At 64.1% G+C, this 13,970-nt stretch carries 15 protein-coding genes; 7 read left to right on the top strand and 8 right to left on the bottom strand.

The genetic code is table 11. The annotated features are described in order from the left end of the window. Positions 1 to 12: 12 nt before the first annotated feature. The 6 genes from AC04SH_RS00570 (at position 13) to AC04SH_RS00545 (ending at position 6,235) form a co-directional block, all read left to right on the top strand. Complete coding sequence (locus AC04SH_RS00570) at positions 13 to 1,179, top strand: D-alanyl-D-alanine carboxypeptidase family protein (protein WP_488573537.1); 1,167 nt, start codon at positions 13 to 15, stop codon at positions 1,177 to 1,179. A gap of 76 nt (positions 1,180 to 1,255) precedes the next feature. After that, positions 1,256 to 1,930, top strand: coding sequence for a dTMP kinase (gene tmk, locus AC04SH_RS00565; protein WP_192254122.1), 675 nt, complete (start codon positions 1,256 to 1,258; stop codon positions 1,928 to 1,930). Continuing rightward, positions 1,927 to 2,982 carry a DNA polymerase III subunit delta' gene (locus AC04SH_RS00560; protein WP_488573536.1) on the top strand — a complete coding sequence of 352 codons (1,056 nt, stop codon included), beginning with the start codon at positions 1,927 to 1,929 and terminating at the stop codon, positions 2,980 to 2,982. Before tmk ends, AC04SH_RS00560 begins: the two co-directional genes overlap by 4 nt. 92 nt (positions 2,983 to 3,074) lie before the next feature. Then, positions 3,075 to 4,625, top strand: coding sequence for a methionine--tRNA ligase (gene metG / locus AC04SH_RS00555; RefSeq protein ID WP_488573535.1), 1,551 nt, complete (start codon positions 3,075 to 3,077; stop codon positions 4,623 to 4,625). Further along, complete coding sequence (locus tag AC04SH_RS00550) at positions 4,625 to 5,413, top strand: TatD family hydrolase (protein WP_488573534.1); 789 nt, start codon at positions 4,625 to 4,627, stop codon at positions 5,411 to 5,413. The genes metG and AC04SH_RS00550 overlap by 1 nt, the downstream gene beginning before the upstream one ends. A gap of 3 nt (positions 5,414 to 5,416) precedes the next feature. Then, complete coding sequence (locus AC04SH_RS00545) at positions 5,417 to 6,235, top strand: MBL fold metallo-hydrolase (protein WP_488573533.1); 819 nt, start codon at positions 5,417 to 5,419, stop codon at positions 6,233 to 6,235. Between the two features lie 25 nt (positions 6,236 to 6,260). Here the strand turns inward: AC04SH_RS00545 and AC04SH_RS00540 are convergent, their stop codons facing one another. The 6 genes from AC04SH_RS00540 to AC04SH_RS00515 all read right to left on the bottom strand — a co-directional run bounded on the left by AC04SH_RS00540 (position 6,261) and on the right by AC04SH_RS00515 (position 11,207). Next, positions 6,261 to 7,010: a GNAT family N-acetyltransferase gene (locus AC04SH_RS00540; RefSeq protein WP_488573532.1), complete on the bottom strand. Its 750-nt coding sequence runs from the start codon at positions 7,008 to 7,010 to the stop codon at positions 6,261 to 6,263. 209 nt (positions 7,011 to 7,219) lie between these two features. Beyond that, positions 7,220 to 7,999, bottom strand: a complete 780-nt coding sequence (locus AC04SH_RS00535) for a DUF2066 domain-containing protein (protein WP_488573883.1) — start codon at positions 7,997 to 7,999, stop codon at positions 7,220 to 7,222. A gap of 113 nt (positions 8,000 to 8,112) precedes the next feature. Beyond that, the gene (locus AC04SH_RS00530) at positions 8,113 to 8,985 is read right to left on the bottom strand and encodes an aldose 1-epimerase family protein (RefSeq protein ID WP_488573531.1); all 873 of its coding nucleotides are present in this window, start codon (positions 8,983 to 8,985) and stop codon (positions 8,113 to 8,115) included. A 174-nt stretch (positions 8,986 to 9,159) separates the two neighbouring features. Then, positions 9,160 to 9,876: a Bax inhibitor-1/YccA family protein gene (locus AC04SH_RS00525; RefSeq protein ID WP_488573530.1), complete on the bottom strand. Its 717-nt coding sequence runs from the start codon at positions 9,874 to 9,876 to the stop codon at positions 9,160 to 9,162. 24 nt (positions 9,877 to 9,900) lie between these two features. After that, positions 9,901 to 10,677 (bottom strand): anti-sigma factor family protein, encoded by a 777-nt coding sequence (locus tag AC04SH_RS00520; RefSeq protein WP_488573529.1) that lies wholly within the window; start codon positions 10,675 to 10,677, stop codon positions 9,901 to 9,903. Continuing rightward, on the bottom strand, positions 10,674 to 11,207 hold the full coding sequence (locus tag AC04SH_RS00515; RefSeq protein WP_488573528.1) for a sigma-70 family RNA polymerase sigma factor: 534 nt from the start codon (positions 11,205 to 11,207) through the stop codon (positions 10,674 to 10,676). The genes AC04SH_RS00520 and AC04SH_RS00515 overlap by 4 nt, the downstream gene beginning before the upstream one ends. Positions 11,208 to 11,368: 161 nt before the next feature. Here AC04SH_RS00515 and AC04SH_RS00510 point away from each other — a divergent pair, with 161 nt between their 5' ends. After that, on the top strand, positions 11,369 to 11,806 hold the full coding sequence (locus AC04SH_RS00510; RefSeq protein WP_488573527.1) for a DUF3592 domain-containing protein: 438 nt from the start codon (positions 11,369 to 11,371) through the stop codon (positions 11,804 to 11,806). Between the two features lie 127 nt (positions 11,807 to 11,933). Here the strand turns inward: AC04SH_RS00510 and phnX are convergent, their stop codons facing one another. Together phnX and AC04SH_RS00500 are read right to left on the bottom strand one after the other, a co-directional pair. Beyond that, the gene (gene phnX, locus AC04SH_RS00505) at positions 11,934 to 12,746 is read right to left on the bottom strand and encodes a phosphonoacetaldehyde hydrolase (RefSeq protein ID WP_488573526.1); all 813 of its coding nucleotides are present in this window, start codon (positions 12,744 to 12,746) and stop codon (positions 11,934 to 11,936) included. Then, the gene (locus AC04SH_RS00500; protein ID WP_488573525.1) at positions 12,746 to 13,906 is read right to left on the bottom strand and encodes a TIGR03364 family FAD-dependent oxidoreductase; all 1,161 of its coding nucleotides are present in this window, start codon (positions 13,904 to 13,906) and stop codon (positions 12,746 to 12,748) included. Before AC04SH_RS00500 ends, phnX begins: the two co-directional genes overlap by 1 nt. Positions 13,907 to 13,970 lie beyond the last annotated feature (64 nt).

The following is a 13,970-nucleotide window of genomic DNA, read 5'->3' as shown; positions in this document are numbered from 1 at the left end:
GTCGAGCCTCTCATGCGATTTCGCCTTGTCCACCCTTTTGCCGGGCTTTTGGGTCTTGGCCTTTTGTTCGCCGCGCTGGTTCCGGCCAACGCGCAGCTTTTTGAGACCAAGGCCACGCAGGCTTTCATGATCGATGCCGAAACCGGCACGGTGCTGTTTTCCAAGGATGCCGACCAACCCATCCCGCCGGCCTCGATGGCCAAGCTGATGACCATGGAGATGGTCTTCAACGCCATCAAGTCGAAGCGCATGACCCTCGACGACACCTTCGTGGTCTCGGAGAATGCCTGGCGCAAGGGCGGCGCCCCGTCGGGAACGTCGACCATGTTCGCCAAGCTCAAATCGGCGGTCCGGGTCGAGGACCTGATCCAGGGCGTCACCATACAGGCCGCCAACGACGGCTGCATGGTGCTGGCCGAGGGCATGGCGGGCTCCGAAGAGAATTTCGCCGCGCAGATGAACGATCGCGCCCGCCAGATCGGGCTGGCGAAATCGACATTCGTCAATTCGACCGGCCTGCCGGCCGACGGACAGCAGACGACGGTGCACGAGCTGGCGCAGCTCGGCCTGCATCTGTGGCGCGAATACCCCGAGCTCTACCTCTACTTTGGCCGGGCCGATTTCACCTGGAACAAGATCTCGCAAAGGAACCGCAACCCGTTGCTGGCCATGGGCATCGGCGCCGACGGGCTGGCGGTCGGGTCAAGCGAGGCGGGCGGTTTCGGCATCGTCGGCTCGGTCAGCCATGATGGAACGCGGGTGATCGCTGCGATGAGCGGATTGGCGAACGATCGCGAGCGCGCCGAGGAAGCGCGAAAGCTGCTCGAATGGGGTGTCCGTTCCTTCGAGAAGACCGAGATTTTCGCCAGCGATGAAGTGGTCGGCGAGGCCCAGGTGTTCGGCGGCGCCAAATCCGGCGTGGCGCTGAAGGCAAAGGCGCCGATCAACGTGCTGCTGCCGATCGCCAACCGCGACAAACTGACTGCAAAGATTGTCTATCAGGGGCCGGTGTCGGCGCCGGTGGAGGAGGGCCAGCCCGTCGGTACGCTGCGCGTCTGGATCGGCGACACGCTGAGCCAGGAGACGCCACTGTTCGCCGCCGAATCGGTCGGCGTCGGCACGCTGCCGCAACGCGCGTTCGATGCCGCCAAGGAACTGGCCGTCGGCTGGTTGCGTTAAAGCAGCGTTAGAATCGTGGACCTTTGATAAGGTCCGGACTATGACGTCAGCGCAAAACAGGACAAAGGCCTTTCGGTTGGCGCGCGGATTTTTCATCACCTTCGAAGGCGGCGAGGGCGCAGGCAAGTCGACGCAGATCGAGCGGCTGGCCAGGAAGATGCGCGCCAAGAAATATGATGTTCTCGTCACCCGCGAACCCGGGGGGTCACCTGGCGCCGAGGCAGTCAGGCATGTCCTGTTGTCCGGCGCCGCCGAGCCATTCGGGCCGAAGATGGAGGCGCTGCTGTTCGCCGCCGCGCGTTCCGACCATGTCGAGCAGGTCATCCGGCCGGCGGTGGAGCGCGGCTCTATCGTGCTGTGCGACCGTTTCCTGGATTCGTCGCGCGTCTACCAGGGCGTCACCGGGGGCCTCGATCCGGCCTTCATGGAAGCGCTGGAAGAGGTCGCCATCAACGGCATGATGCCTGATATGACGCTGATCCTCGACATCGATCCCACTGAGGGCCTGCGGCGCGCCACCGCGCGGCGTGGCGCCGGCGACGGTCCGGACCGCTTCGAAAAGGAGACGCTGGACATCCACCAGCGCCGCCGCGATGCCTTCCTGGCGATTGCCGCCGCCGAGCCGGACCGCTGCATCGTCATCGACGCGTCGGCGCCTCCCGATACGGTGGAGGATGTCATCACCGCGGCCGTGTTCGCCGCACTTGAGGCGAGGGCGCCCACGCGCAACAGACAGGCAGCGCCCGCATGATCTTCGAACGCATTGCTCCCGAACAGCACGACACGCTGGACGGCGTGCCGGAGCCATCCGAGACGTTGCGCCTGGTCGGCCATGAGCAGGCGGCCGCGATGCTCGCCGCTGCCTATCGCTCGGGAAAACTGCCACATGCGCTGATCCTTGCCGGACCGGTCGGCATCGGCAAGGCAACGCTTGCCTTTCACCTTGCGCATCATCTGTTGAAGCATCCGGCCTTCGAAACGGCGCCGGAAATATTTGCCGTTCCCGACCCGGCCTCATCGTTGTTTCGCCAGATCGCCACCGGGGCGCATCCCGGCGTGCTGCATCTGACGCGACCGCTGAACGACAAGACCAAGAGCTTCAAGACGGTCGTCACCGTCGATGAAATCCGCAAGGTCAACCGCTTCCTGTCGCTGACCTCGCATGACGGCAGCTACCGGGTGGTGATCGTCGATCCGGCCGACGACATGAACACCAACGCCGCCAATGCCTTGCTGAAGAACCTCGAGGAGCCGCCGACCCGTACGCTGTTCATCCTCATCGTCCATGCGCCGGGCAGCCTGTTGCCGACGATCCGCTCGCGCTGCCAGATGGTGCGGTTGGCTCCGCTCGATGCCGGCAGCCTGATGAGCGTTCTGGAAACTGTCGAGCCGCCGCCGCCAGCCGATCCGGCGGCGCGCGCGGCACTGGCCGAACGGGCAGGGGGCAGCGCCCGCGACGCGATCCTCCTGACGCAATATGGCGGGCTTGAGATTGCAAGCACGCTCGACGCCCTGGTGACCGCAGGCAAGACCGACGTCGCCGGCGCCTATCGCCTTGCCGAGGCGGTCGCAGGCCGCGACCAGGCAATCCAGTTCGACATCTTCAACCGCCGCGCGCTGGATCTGCTCTCGGCGGGCGCCAGCGAAGCAGCGCTCGCCGGCGACCTCAAGCGGGCGAAAACCTTGTCGGACACTTGGCACGAGGCGTTGAACGCTATATCTGAGACCGACACCTACAATCTCGACAAGAAGCAGCACGCCTTGACCATGATCGACCGCCTGAATTCCGCAATGCGAATGTGACCGGATCCGGCTTCGGGTCGGGATGGCAATCGCCGTCTCGATGCGATATCCACCGCCTCACATTCAATTCGGACATTCATGACGGTTCATTCATGTCACGCGACACATTCTACATCACGACGCCGATTTTCTATCCGAACGGCAAGCCGCATATCGGCCATGCCTACACGGTCATTGCAACCGACTCGCTGGCCCGCTTCCAGCGGCTCGACGGCAAGGACGTGTTCTTCCTGACCGGCACCGACGAACACGGCCTCAAGATGCAGCAGACAGCTGAGACGGAAGGCATCACGCCGATGGCGCTGGCCGACCGCAATTCAGCGATCTTCCGTTCGATGACCGAAGCGATGGGCGGCTCGAATGATGACTACATCCGCACGACGGAACCACGCCACTACGCGTCCTGCCAGGCGATCTGGAAGGCGATGGCCGCCAATGGCGACATCTATCTCGACCGCTACAGCGGCTGGTATTCGGTCCGCCAGGAAGCCTATTTCGAAGAGAGCGAAACCACGCTCGGCGACGACGGTGTGCGGCGCGAGCCGCTTGGCTCTCCCGTCGAGTGGAACGAGGAGGAGAGTTATTTCTTCCGGCTTTCCGCCTATCAGGACAAATTGCTTGCGTTGTACGAAAACCAGCCCGATTTCATCGGCCCGGCCGAGCGCCGAAATGAGGTGGCGAGCTTCGTCAGGTCCGGCCTCAACGATATCTCGGTCTCGCGCACGACCTTCAATTGGGGCGTGCCGGTGCCGGGCGACGACAAGCATGTGATGTATGTCTGGGTCGACGCCTTGACCAACTACATCACCGCCGCCGGCTATCCCGACACCAAGGCCGAGCAATGGCGATACTGGCCGGCCACGCACATCATCGGCAAGGACATCGTCCGCTTCCATGCCGTCTACTGGCCGGCTTTCCTGATGTCGGCGGGCATCGAACTGCCAAAGCGCGTCTTCGCGCACGGCTTCTTGTTCAACCGTGGCGAGAAAATGTCGAAGTCGGTCGGTAATGTCGTCGACCCCTTCACCATGGTCGAGCATTACGGCCTCGACCAGGTGCGCTATTTCTTCCTGCGCGAGGTGCCGTTCGGCCAGGACGGCAGCTACAGCCATGACGCGATCGTCAACCGCACCAATGCCGATCTTGCCAACGGCCTCGGCAATCTGGCGCAGCGCTCGCTGTCGATGATCGCCAAGAACTGCGGCGGCGTGGTGCCGCAACGCGGCGAACTCACGGAAGCCGACAGCGCCATCCTCGACCAGGCGGTGGAAGCGCTGGGCACGGCCCGCAAGGCGATGGCGGAGCAAGGCATCCATCTGGCGCTGGCGGCGATCTTCAACGTGGTGGCGGAGGCCGATCGTTATTTCGCCTCGCAGGCGCCATGGGCGTTGAAGAAGACCGATCCTGCGCGCATGGAAACGGTGCTGTGGACGACCGCCGAGTTGGTGCGGCGCGTGGCGTTGCTGTGCCAGCCCTACATTCCGGGGTCGGCCGGCAAGCTGCTCGATCTGCTGGCGGTGCCGGCCGACGTGCGCCAGTTTGCGCATGTCCATGCTGATTATGCGCTGGTGCCCGGCACGGCATTGCCTGTGCCGGAAGGGGTGTTTCCACGTTACGTCGAAAAGCCGGAGGCGGGCGCCTGATGCTCGTCGATAGCCATTGCCATCTCGACTTTCCGGATTTCGCCGAGGAGCGGGCGGCCATCGTCGCCCGCGCCAAGGCCGCCGGGATCGGTCGCATGGTGACGATCTCGACACGTGTGAAGCGGTTTCAGCAAGTGCTTGAGATCGCGGAGAGTTTCGAAGAAGTCTACTGCTCGGTCGGCACCCATCCGCACAATGCCGGCGAAGAGCTGGATGTGACGGCCGAGGAGCTTGTGCGCCTGTCCGCGCATCCCAAAGTGGTGGCGATCGGTGAGGCCGGGCTCGACTATTTCTACGACAAGGCGCCGCGCGATGCGCAGGCGCAGGGCTTTCGCACCCACATATCAGCCGCGCGCGAAACCGGCCTGCCGCTGGTCATCCATTCGCGCGATGCCGATGAAGACATGGCAGCCATACTCGAAGACGAAACAGGGAAGGGCGCCTTCCCCTTCATCCTGCACTGTTTTTCCTCCGGACGCCGGCTGGCCGAAGTGGGCGTGGCGCTTGGCGGTTATGTCTCCTTCTCGGGCATCCTGACCTTCAAGAACTCGGCCGAATTGCGCGCCATCGCGGCCGATGTGCCGCACGACCGGCTGCTGGTCGAAACCGACGCGCCCTATCTCGCGCCGGTGCCGTTTCGCGGCAGGCGCAACGAGCCGGCCTATGTCGCGCACACAGCCAAAGTGCTGGCCGAGACGATCGGCGTTGACGAGGCCGAGATCGCGACGCTGACGACGGCGAATTTCTTCCGGCTGTTCGGCAAGATGCCGCGGCCTGCCGGCCTCTGACGCATGAGCGACCGGCTGCGCCTCACCATTCTCGGCTGTGGCTCGTCGCCCGGCACGCCGCGCATCACCGGCGACTGGGGCAATTGCGACCCGGCCAATCCGAAGAACCGGCGCACGCGCTCGGCGGCACTCGTCGAGCGAATTGCAGCAAATGGATCCAAAACCACCGTCGTCATCGATACCGGGCCTGATTTTCGCGAGCAGATGCTGATGGCGGCGGTCAAGCGCATCGACGCCGTTGTCTACACGCATCCGCACGCCGACCACATTCACGGCATCGACGATCTGCGCGGCTACGTGCTCGAACAGCGCCGTTTGATCGACATCCACGCCGACCAGCAGACGATGCTTAGGCTGCGCGAGGCGTTCGGCTATTGCTTCGAGACGCCACTGGGCAGTTCCTATCCGCCGATAGTCAGGCCGCACATCATTGATCATGCAAGGCCGGTGACCATTGAAGGCGAGGGCGGTGCCCTCACCCTTGAGCCGCTGCCGCAGATCCATGGCGACATTATTTCGCTCGGTTTCCGCATCGGCGGGCTGGCCTATTGTCCCGATATCAGCGACTTCCCCGACGCCACCGCCGTGCAGCTGCGCGGCCTGGAAATGCTGGTCATCGACGCCTTGCAGCACAACACCCATCCCAGCCATTTGTCGCTCGGTCAGGCGATCGGCTGGATTGAAAAACTGACCCCGAAACAGGCCGTGCTGACGCATATGCATGTGCCGCTCGACTATGCCACGGTGATGGCCGAGACGCCTGACACTGTGGTGCCGGCCTATGATGGCATGGTGATCGAAATTCCTTATGAATCAGCGTGATGCGAACGGCCTTTCATAACGCCGTTCAGCTCTTCGGCGCGAAGATCAGCAGCGTTCCAATCCGCTCATAGCCCATGCGGGGATAAAGCAGCGCTCCGGCATGCGTCGCCAACAACATCGAGCACCGCGACCCACGCGCCCGGTCATCCGTCAGCATTCTGGACATCAGCGCCTGGCCGATGCCGCGACGCCGGTGCGAAGGCTCGACATACATGGCCGAGCACCAGGTAGCGCCGACGGCGTCTATGCTGCGCACACGCCCGACGATGGCGTCGCCGTCGAGCGCCACATACTGGCGGAACGGCGCGCTGTCGCCGAGCAGATCGGCCGCGATCGGCCGCCTGCGCACGATCTTTGCCAGCTGCGCCGCCCGTTCGACTGTCTGCACGTGCTCGATCGAGACTGTGGCTGGCGCATCCGGGATCTGGCGCAATGGCTGGACGAAGAAACCTTCCGTGCGCAGCAGCCGGTAGCCGAGAGCCTTGTAGGCGGTTCGCACCGGCTGATCCGGTTCGTCGCTGGCGATCACGACCGAAACAGCAAAGCTTGACCGCGCGTGCTGCCGCACGATCCCATCGGCTTCCTCGGCAGCGACATCATGGACGACCCATTCTTCGCCGCGATAGTCGCGAGGATTCTTGCGCTCGGCATCGCGCATCAGCCACAACGGTCCGACACGGCTGGCCTCATAGGGAAATGTGCCGCTCTTGTCGGTGCTGAAGCCGTGCACGAACACTTCGATCGCCGCTTCGATCTCTCGCTTTGCTGTCGTCATCGACACAGCGTAGCGTTGGCCGTCTGCTCAAGGCAACACGCTTCGATCGTGCCAAGCCTATGAAAATCAGCAGCAATTCCCGGCAGAAGCCTAACGCATAAGTTCCATAATCTATCTTATGCGACTTTCGGGTGGGATGGCGATCAGTGACACAAGCGTCTGTGCCGCCCGCTCCGAGCAGCAAATGCCATCTCGTGGCGCGGCTCTCGTCAGTGCGGCGTGACGGCTTCCGGCTGCCCGTTGCCCGACAGGATCTGCAGCGTCCCGCGCGCAGCGTTCCGGAACGCATCGTCGAAGCTGACGCCACGCACCTGCCAGCGATACTCCTTGCCTTTAAAGCCAAGCCGCCAGTCGCCGACCCAGCCCAGCGCTTCCTGGCGCCATGCCAAAGTGCCGGCAAGCACAGCATCGCCGCCCCGTGTTTGCGTCACGTCGGCAAGCACGACGTCCTGCGGTTTGGGAAGTTCCAGTGGCAAGCCGGCCCGCTGCGCGGCGGCAACCAGCGCGCCGCGCATATCCTGGGCCAGCTCGCCACCGCCATCGCGCACCAAGGTGAAGCCGTCGCCTTTCATCGGCTTTACGTCGAGCAATGCGACAATTGCGGGCCGCGGCAGCGGCCACGGTTTGCGCCCGAGTGACGCCAGCAAGGCATCGATCTTGTCCGGAGCGAAATCGGCGGTGATGTATTGCGGCCGGTCGTGCGTGCCCTGCTCGTCATGCGGCGGGCGGTTGTTGAGCAGGTCGCGGTAGCCGATATCGGTGGCGTAGTCGGCTGCGTGCCGGCTCATCTCCTTAACGCGCGGATCGCTAGTCAGCCGCGGGTCGCCGGAAACCTTGACCAGCACTTCTTCAAGGCACGGCGCCAGGCCCCAGGCCCGGTTCTCCTCGCCAGTGCCGTTGGTCACCGATTGCGCGCGATAGAGGCTGGCCCGGTCGATATCGGCGGCGGCGACAGGAAAGACAATCAGCACGGCCAGCGTCGCTGTCACCAACTTCAAGCATCCAGGCATCCGCCGACCCCTCCCAGACGGTCCGGAACATCCGTCGGAGCCATACTCCCGATCATTCAGGGAATTTCAAGGCGCCTGGAGGCTAGCGTCAGTTAAGGGGATGTCAGCTTTACCTGGTAGCTCAGCACGCGCTGCTCACCGGGCGCGATCAGCATCACGCCTGGTTTGTCCGCGAACTCGCCGTCAAGATCGACGGGGCTGGCAAGGCCGTGCCAGGGTTCGATGCACAGGAACGGCGCGCCGCCGGGCTTGGACCAGATCCCCAGTTCCTTAAAGCCTTGCCACGCCACCTCGATCGCCGGACCGTGCGCGGCGGCATAGCGCACGCTGGTGCTGGCCGGCCGGTCGAGGATCACGGCGTCTGCGTCGAACAGCCGTTCGGAGAGCGCCAGCGTTCTGCCCTCAATGGGCGTCGCCTGCGGTGCCGCCAGCACCAGCCCGTCCTTCAGCCGGCGGATCGGCGCGGGCTCGTCCGCTGCAAAGGTCAGGCGGTAGTCGGTCTTGGCGAGCCCCGGCAGCAGCGGCCAGTTGAAGGCCGGGTGTGCCCCGACCGATGCCGGTAGTATCTCGTCGCCGGTGTTGGTGACGGCGAAGGAAATATCGAGCCGCCGGCGTTCCAGCGTGTAGGTGACCACCAGGCGAAACGCGAAGGGATAGCGCGCACGAGTGTCGGCATCGTCGGTCAGCACCAGGGTGCAGGATCGGGGGCTCGTCTCAGCCCACACAAACGGTTTGTCGCGAGCAAAGCCGTGCTGGGTCAGCGGATAGACCTGGCCGCGATGGCGCAATTGGTCGCCCTTCAGCCGGCCGACGATCGGAAACAGCACCGGCGAATGCCGCCGCCATTCCGGCCCGGCCTGCCACAAAAACTCCAGACCCTCGGCGTTCCGCAAGGAAACCAGTTCGGCCCCCTGCCCGACAATGGTCGCCGAGATGCCGTCGCCGTGAAGGGTCACCTGTTCCATAAATTTCTCGCGGCTGGCTGATCTGGCAGCAGGCTAGCAAAGGGCCGCATGTGAACTCAAGAGCAGGCAGGTAGCTCTTGTGCCGCGATGGCTAAGCCATACACCGCCAGAGACAAAAATGGCCGGAGGTTTCCTCCGGCCACAGTTTGAAAATGTTGCCTGCTACGGTCCGGCCTACTCGCGTTCGCCGGTGAAATTCAGCAGCAGCTGGAAGATGTTGACGAAGTTCAAATAGAGCGACAGCGCGCCGAACACGGCGAGCTTCTGCTGCGATTCCGCGTCGAAATTCTCGGCATACTGTTCCTTGATCGTCTGCGTGTCCCAGGCGGTCAGGCCGACGAACACGGCGATGCCGATCAGCGAGATGGCGAACTGCAGCGCGGTCGAGCCGAGGAAGATATTGACGACGCTGGCGATCACCACGCCGATCAGGCCCATGATCAGGAAGGACGAGAACTGGGTCAGGTCGCGCTTGGTGGTGTAGCCGTAAAGGCTGGTGGCGCCGAACATGGTGGCGGTGATGAAGAAGGTGCGCGCGATGCTGGTGCCGGTGAAGACCAGGAACACCGAAGCCAGCGACAGGCCCATCACCGCGCAGAAGGCCCAGAACATCGCCTGGGCGCTGGCCGCCGACATCGTCTGCATCTTGAACGAGAACAACAGCACGAAGCCGAGCGGCGCCAGCATCACCACCCATTTCAATGGACTGGAAAAGATAGGCACGTAGAGAGCTGGCGTCGAGGCGACCATGAAGGCGACGAGGCCGGTGACGACCAGGCCGATCCCCATATAATTGTAGACGCGCAGCATGTGGCTGCGCAGGCCCTCGTCATAGACGGCGCCGGCGCGGGCGTCAGTGCCCATGCGGTATCCGAGGTCAGGGGTGTTCATGCGGGTTCTCCTTGTGAAGTCTAATCAATAAAGCGTTTTGGCGAGCGTCTCGGCGGCACGGTCGAGGTCGTGGACATCGCTGCGCGCGACGACCGCATAGGCGACCTCGCCGATCTGGAAATAGGCCGAGGAAATGTCACCCGAGGGCGCGATGGCAGGGTTGACCACGTCGAAGGTTCCGGGACGGATCGCAAACAACGAGACCAGCCCCATATCCTTCGTCTCCAGCGCCACCTCGACGCTCGGCCCGAAGCGCGAGGGATAGATCTGCACGTCGCGGATCTTCCAGTCTTTCGGCAGCGACGGCATGACGATCGCGGTCACAGCGCGAATTTCATCGGCATTGTAGTTGGGCGCCTCGAGCTGCGAGGGCATCGCCTCGCGCATGAGTGTCGTCCTGTGCGCCCGGATCGCTTCTTCGACATAGGCGGGCGGCGTCGGCGAAGCCACCACCTTGGTCACCAGCAGCGGCCCGAACAGCCCGTTCGCCAACCAACCGGCGGCGACGAAGATAGCGACCGCGGCCGCCCGCTGCAGCACGGCGAAGACGCGGCGACTGGCCAGCCCCCTGCCCAGCCGGCGCGCGACTTCAGTCGTCGCCGGCCGCGCCATCCCGGTGGAAGCAGCCAGCGCCAGGCGCAACTCGTCGCGCGTCCTCAAATCGGACATCACCCGCGCCGCTGCCTCCGGACGAGCCGACAGAAACGCTTCGACCTCGATGCGGCGCGCGACATCCAGCTGGTCGTCGACATAGGCGTCGAGGTCGGTATCGGTCACCGGGTCCCGCAACAGTTCGGTCATGACGGGTCTCCCACGATCCTCAGATGGTTCTTGGCCGGCGAAGCGACAGCGCTTTCCATCGAGCGCAGTGCGGCGCGCGCCCTGCCAATGCGCGACATCAGCGTGCCCAGCGGCACCCCGCTGGCGTCGGCGGCCTCCTGGTAGGATAGGCCCTCGATGGCGACCAGGTGCAGCGCCGAACGTTGCTCTTCCGGCAGGCTGAAAAAGGCCTCGCGCACCTGCGCCAGGCGCACGGAATGTTCCTGCGGCGCCGGCGTGCTGGCATCGGTGAGATAGCCGGCCTGCTCGACGCGCGCCGCTTCCGAACGGCGCGAGCGTATCTTGTCGATGAAGGCGTTGTGGACGATCGACAGCAGCCATGCCCGCAGATTGCCGCCGGAACGGAACGTGCCGCGCCGCTCGTAGGCGCGCACCAGCGCGTCATGCACCAAATCCTCGGCGTCAGTGCTGTCGCGCGTCAGCGAACGTGCGTAGCGCCGCAGCGAACCCAGCTGTCCAACTATATCGAAGCGTGGCATCGATCGTTTCATGCCCTGTTTACGGAACAGTCGCGAACTTTAATCCATTGCCGCAAAAACTTTTGGTGGTCGCATAGGCGCCAAAATCCGGGCTCGCAACGCCCATCTCCCGTACGGCAGATGTTTGCTCTATGCTGATGGCTTAGCCTTCCCGTCTTTCCAAGGAGCAAAAGATGGTCGGTGGGGATCGGGTGACGGGTGCCGCGGCGCTTCCGATCGTCGGCAGGGTGTTCATAGTCCTTGGCATTGTCGGACTGATCGCTTCCGGCGTGCTCGCCATCGTCGAAATGCAAGGCCCTCGCACCGCCTCGGTGACCGGCAGGATCGTCGCCGCCGAATACAATCCCCTCATCGAGTTCTCGACCGCCGACGGCACCGTGATCCGCTTCAACAATGCCGTCCACAGCTCGTCCTGGGGCGATGGCGACAGCGTCCATGTCGCCTACGATCCAACCGATCCGCAAAATGCCTCCGTCGACAGCTTCGCCGGACGCTGGTTCCTTGCCGGGTTGGCCGGCCTGCTCGGCGGCTTCTTCCTGCTAATTGGCATCGTGCTCACCGTGCTTGGGCGGAGCCTTATGCGGCGGGTCACCACCAATTCAAGGCCATAGCTTTTCGCTGCCAGTCGGCGCACCACATCCCCGCACAGCAGGTGCGCGCCCGCCCTTGCGAGGCGGAGCCGCGGGAAATGGGATCCGCATCAAACTGCTGGCAACGCATTGATCGATCGGCGGCGTCCTAGGGCCGCTCGCCGCGCCGAAGCCTGCCCTCGATCACCGCAATCACCGGAAGCAGATCGGCAACCCCGTTTACGACATAGTGTGCGCCTGCGGCACTGAGCCTGGCCGAGGCTTCGGCGCGCTTGGTGCGGAAAACTTCGGGCGCCATTGCCTGCGTTTCCGCCAGTGTGTGGCCGAAGACATTGCCGGTCACCGACACCCCGACCGTCCAGGCGCCGGCGTTGATGCCTTCCGAAATACCGACCTCGGTGTCGTCGACCTTGACGCTGAGCCGCGGGGGATAGACGCCGAGTTCGGTCAGCGCCTTCCACAGCATGAACGGCGTCGGCCTGCCGTCCGGCGTGTCGCCGGTGCAGACCAGGCAATCCGGTGCAAAACCATGCGCTGCCGCTCCCGGCAGGATCTCGGCCATGATGTCGCGCGTGTAGCCGGTGGTCGAGCCGATCTTGAGGCCGTGCGCGCGCAGCGTGGCGACCACGTCGGCGACGCCGGGAATGACATCGGAAAAGCGAGCCGCGACCGCCCGGTTTTTCGGCACGAAGACGTCGTAGACGGCGTCGATGTCGGCCTCGGTCGGCGCATGTCCATGCTGTTTGGCCCAGGCGGCCGAGATCCTCGGCAGCGCCATAAGCGTGGCAATGTGCGGGCGCTTGGCCATTCCCATCGGTCCGCGCGCCTCCTCGATGCTGATGGCAACGCCGAATTCCTGGAACGCTTCGACGAAGACGCCCATCGGCGCCAGCGAGCCATGATCGACAACGGTTCCGGCCCAGTCGAAAACGACGGCGCGAAGCAGGTGCTGGGGGGTCATCAGGCGATCTTTCTGGCGTCTGCAGTGGTTGAACCGAAGAGTTCGTCGATTACCTCTTCGGCGATGGCGAACGACGTCGAGGCGCCGGTGCCGCTGGTGATCATCACCATGCGCACATTCTCTTGTGGAGCGTCGGCAAACATCGTGTGGTCGGCAGCCGAGGCATAGATGCCGGTCCAGCGCTCCAGCACCCGCGGCGGCGTGCCGCCAAAGACAGCGCTGAACTCCTCCAGGATGATTTCGTCGACCCGCTCCGAGGCGAACGGGTCGGGCGTCGCTGCGTAGTGATGCGAATCGCCAACCACCAAAGTGCCGTCGGCGCTCTGCACGACGATCAGATGCACGCCATTGTCCAGCGCGTGGCGCTGATCGCTCTCGAGCCGGCGCCGCAAGGCTGTGGCTTCAGGCAGGCCGCCGAAGCCGGAATAGCGCGCAAGCCCGAGATCCGACATCACCGGAGATGGAAGCCGGAAGCCGGGATCGGCAAGGCGCATCATCTGCAATTTGCAGCGCCGGACGCCGTAGAACGCAATACGCTCGGGATAGAGCGTCGCCAGATCGTCGCCGGGGCAGACAATCACCTTGTCGGCGCGAACTGTGCCGCGGCTGGTCTCGACGGCTGGCGGCTCGATGGCGCGCACTGCCGTTTCGCGGCGAAAATGGACGCCGTGCCGTTCGGCAAGGAAGGCGGCAAGCTGGGGGATCGCCTTGCGCGACTCGACACGCACCTCGTGCGGGCTCCACAGGGCGCCGGCAAAATCCTGCCCGGCAAGCTGTGGGTATTGGCGGCGCAAATCATCCGGTTCGAGCAGCGAACACCCCTCCCCCATTTCGGTTTGCAGGAACGCTTCGACGACGCTGCGCGCCTCGGGACGACGCGCGACGACGACCGTGCCGCGCTGGAGGATGTCGATGCCGGCCGGCCCGGCCACTTCCTGCCAAATGTCGCGCGAGCGCATGGCGCGTCGCCACACCTGGCCGCGTTCCTGGCCGCTCACCGTGATGAAGCCGAAATTGCGCACCGAGGCGCCGTTGGCCTGCGCATCACGGTCGATAACGACGACAGAAAGGCCGCGACGGACGGCAGCGAGCGCATGCGCAAGACCGACAATGCCGGCTCCGACAATGGCGAGATCGAATTTGTCTTGCTGGCTCATCATTGTCCTTTCGCCGCAATGCTTTGTCCGTCCCGGCTAAGCTATTCAAACTACGACCATGTGACAG

The sequence above is a fragment of the Mesorhizobium sp. CNPSo 4688 genome (assembly GCF_057784295.1).
This window is presented reverse-complemented; position numbering and strand designations above follow the sequence as displayed.

What these genes read in the sequence shown, in the direction of transcription:
- metG (WP_488573535.1), top strand. Translation starts at nt 3,075, where the DNA reads ATGTCACGCGACACATTCTACATCACGACGCCGATTTTCTATCCGAAC.
- phnX (WP_488573526.1), bottom strand. Translation starts at nt 12,746, where the DNA reads ATGACCCCCCAGCACCTGCTTCGCGCCGTCGTTTTCGACTGGGCCGGA.
- AC04SH_RS00510 (WP_488573527.1), top strand. Translation starts at nt 11,369, where the DNA reads ATGGTCGGTGGGGATCGGGTGACGGGTGCCGCGGCGCTTCCGATCGTC.
- AC04SH_RS00525 (WP_488573530.1), bottom strand. Translation starts at nt 9,876, where the DNA reads ATGAACACCCCTGACCTCGGATACCGCATGGGCACTGACGCCCGCGCC.
- AC04SH_RS00500 (WP_488573525.1), bottom strand. Translation starts at nt 13,906, where the DNA reads ATGATGAGCCAGCAAGACAAATTCGATCTCGCCATTGTCGGAGCCGGC.
- AC04SH_RS00515 (WP_488573528.1), bottom strand. Translation starts at nt 11,207, where the DNA reads ATGAAACGATCGATGCCACGCTTCGATATAGTTGGACAGCTGGGTTCG.
- AC04SH_RS00530 (WP_488573531.1), bottom strand. Translation starts at nt 8,985, where the DNA reads ATGGAACAGGTGACCCTTCACGGCGACGGCATCTCGGCGACCATTGTC.
- AC04SH_RS00540 (WP_488573532.1), bottom strand. Translation starts at nt 7,010, where the DNA reads ATGACGACAGCAAAGCGAGAGATCGAAGCGGCGATCGAAGTGTTCGTG.
- AC04SH_RS00545 (WP_488573533.1), top strand. Translation starts at nt 5,417, where the DNA reads ATGAGCGACCGGCTGCGCCTCACCATTCTCGGCTGTGGCTCGTCGCCC.
- AC04SH_RS00560 (WP_488573536.1), top strand. Translation starts at nt 1,927, where the DNA reads ATGATCTTCGAACGCATTGCTCCCGAACAGCACGACACGCTGGACGGC.
- AC04SH_RS00570 (WP_488573537.1), top strand. Translation starts at nt 13, where the DNA reads ATGCGATTTCGCCTTGTCCACCCTTTTGCCGGGCTTTTGGGTCTTGGC.
- AC04SH_RS00520 (WP_488573529.1), bottom strand. Translation starts at nt 10,677, where the DNA reads ATGACCGAACTGTTGCGGGACCCGGTGACCGATACCGACCTCGACGCC.
- AC04SH_RS00550 (WP_488573534.1), top strand. Translation starts at nt 4,625, where the DNA reads ATGCTCGTCGATAGCCATTGCCATCTCGACTTTCCGGATTTCGCCGAG.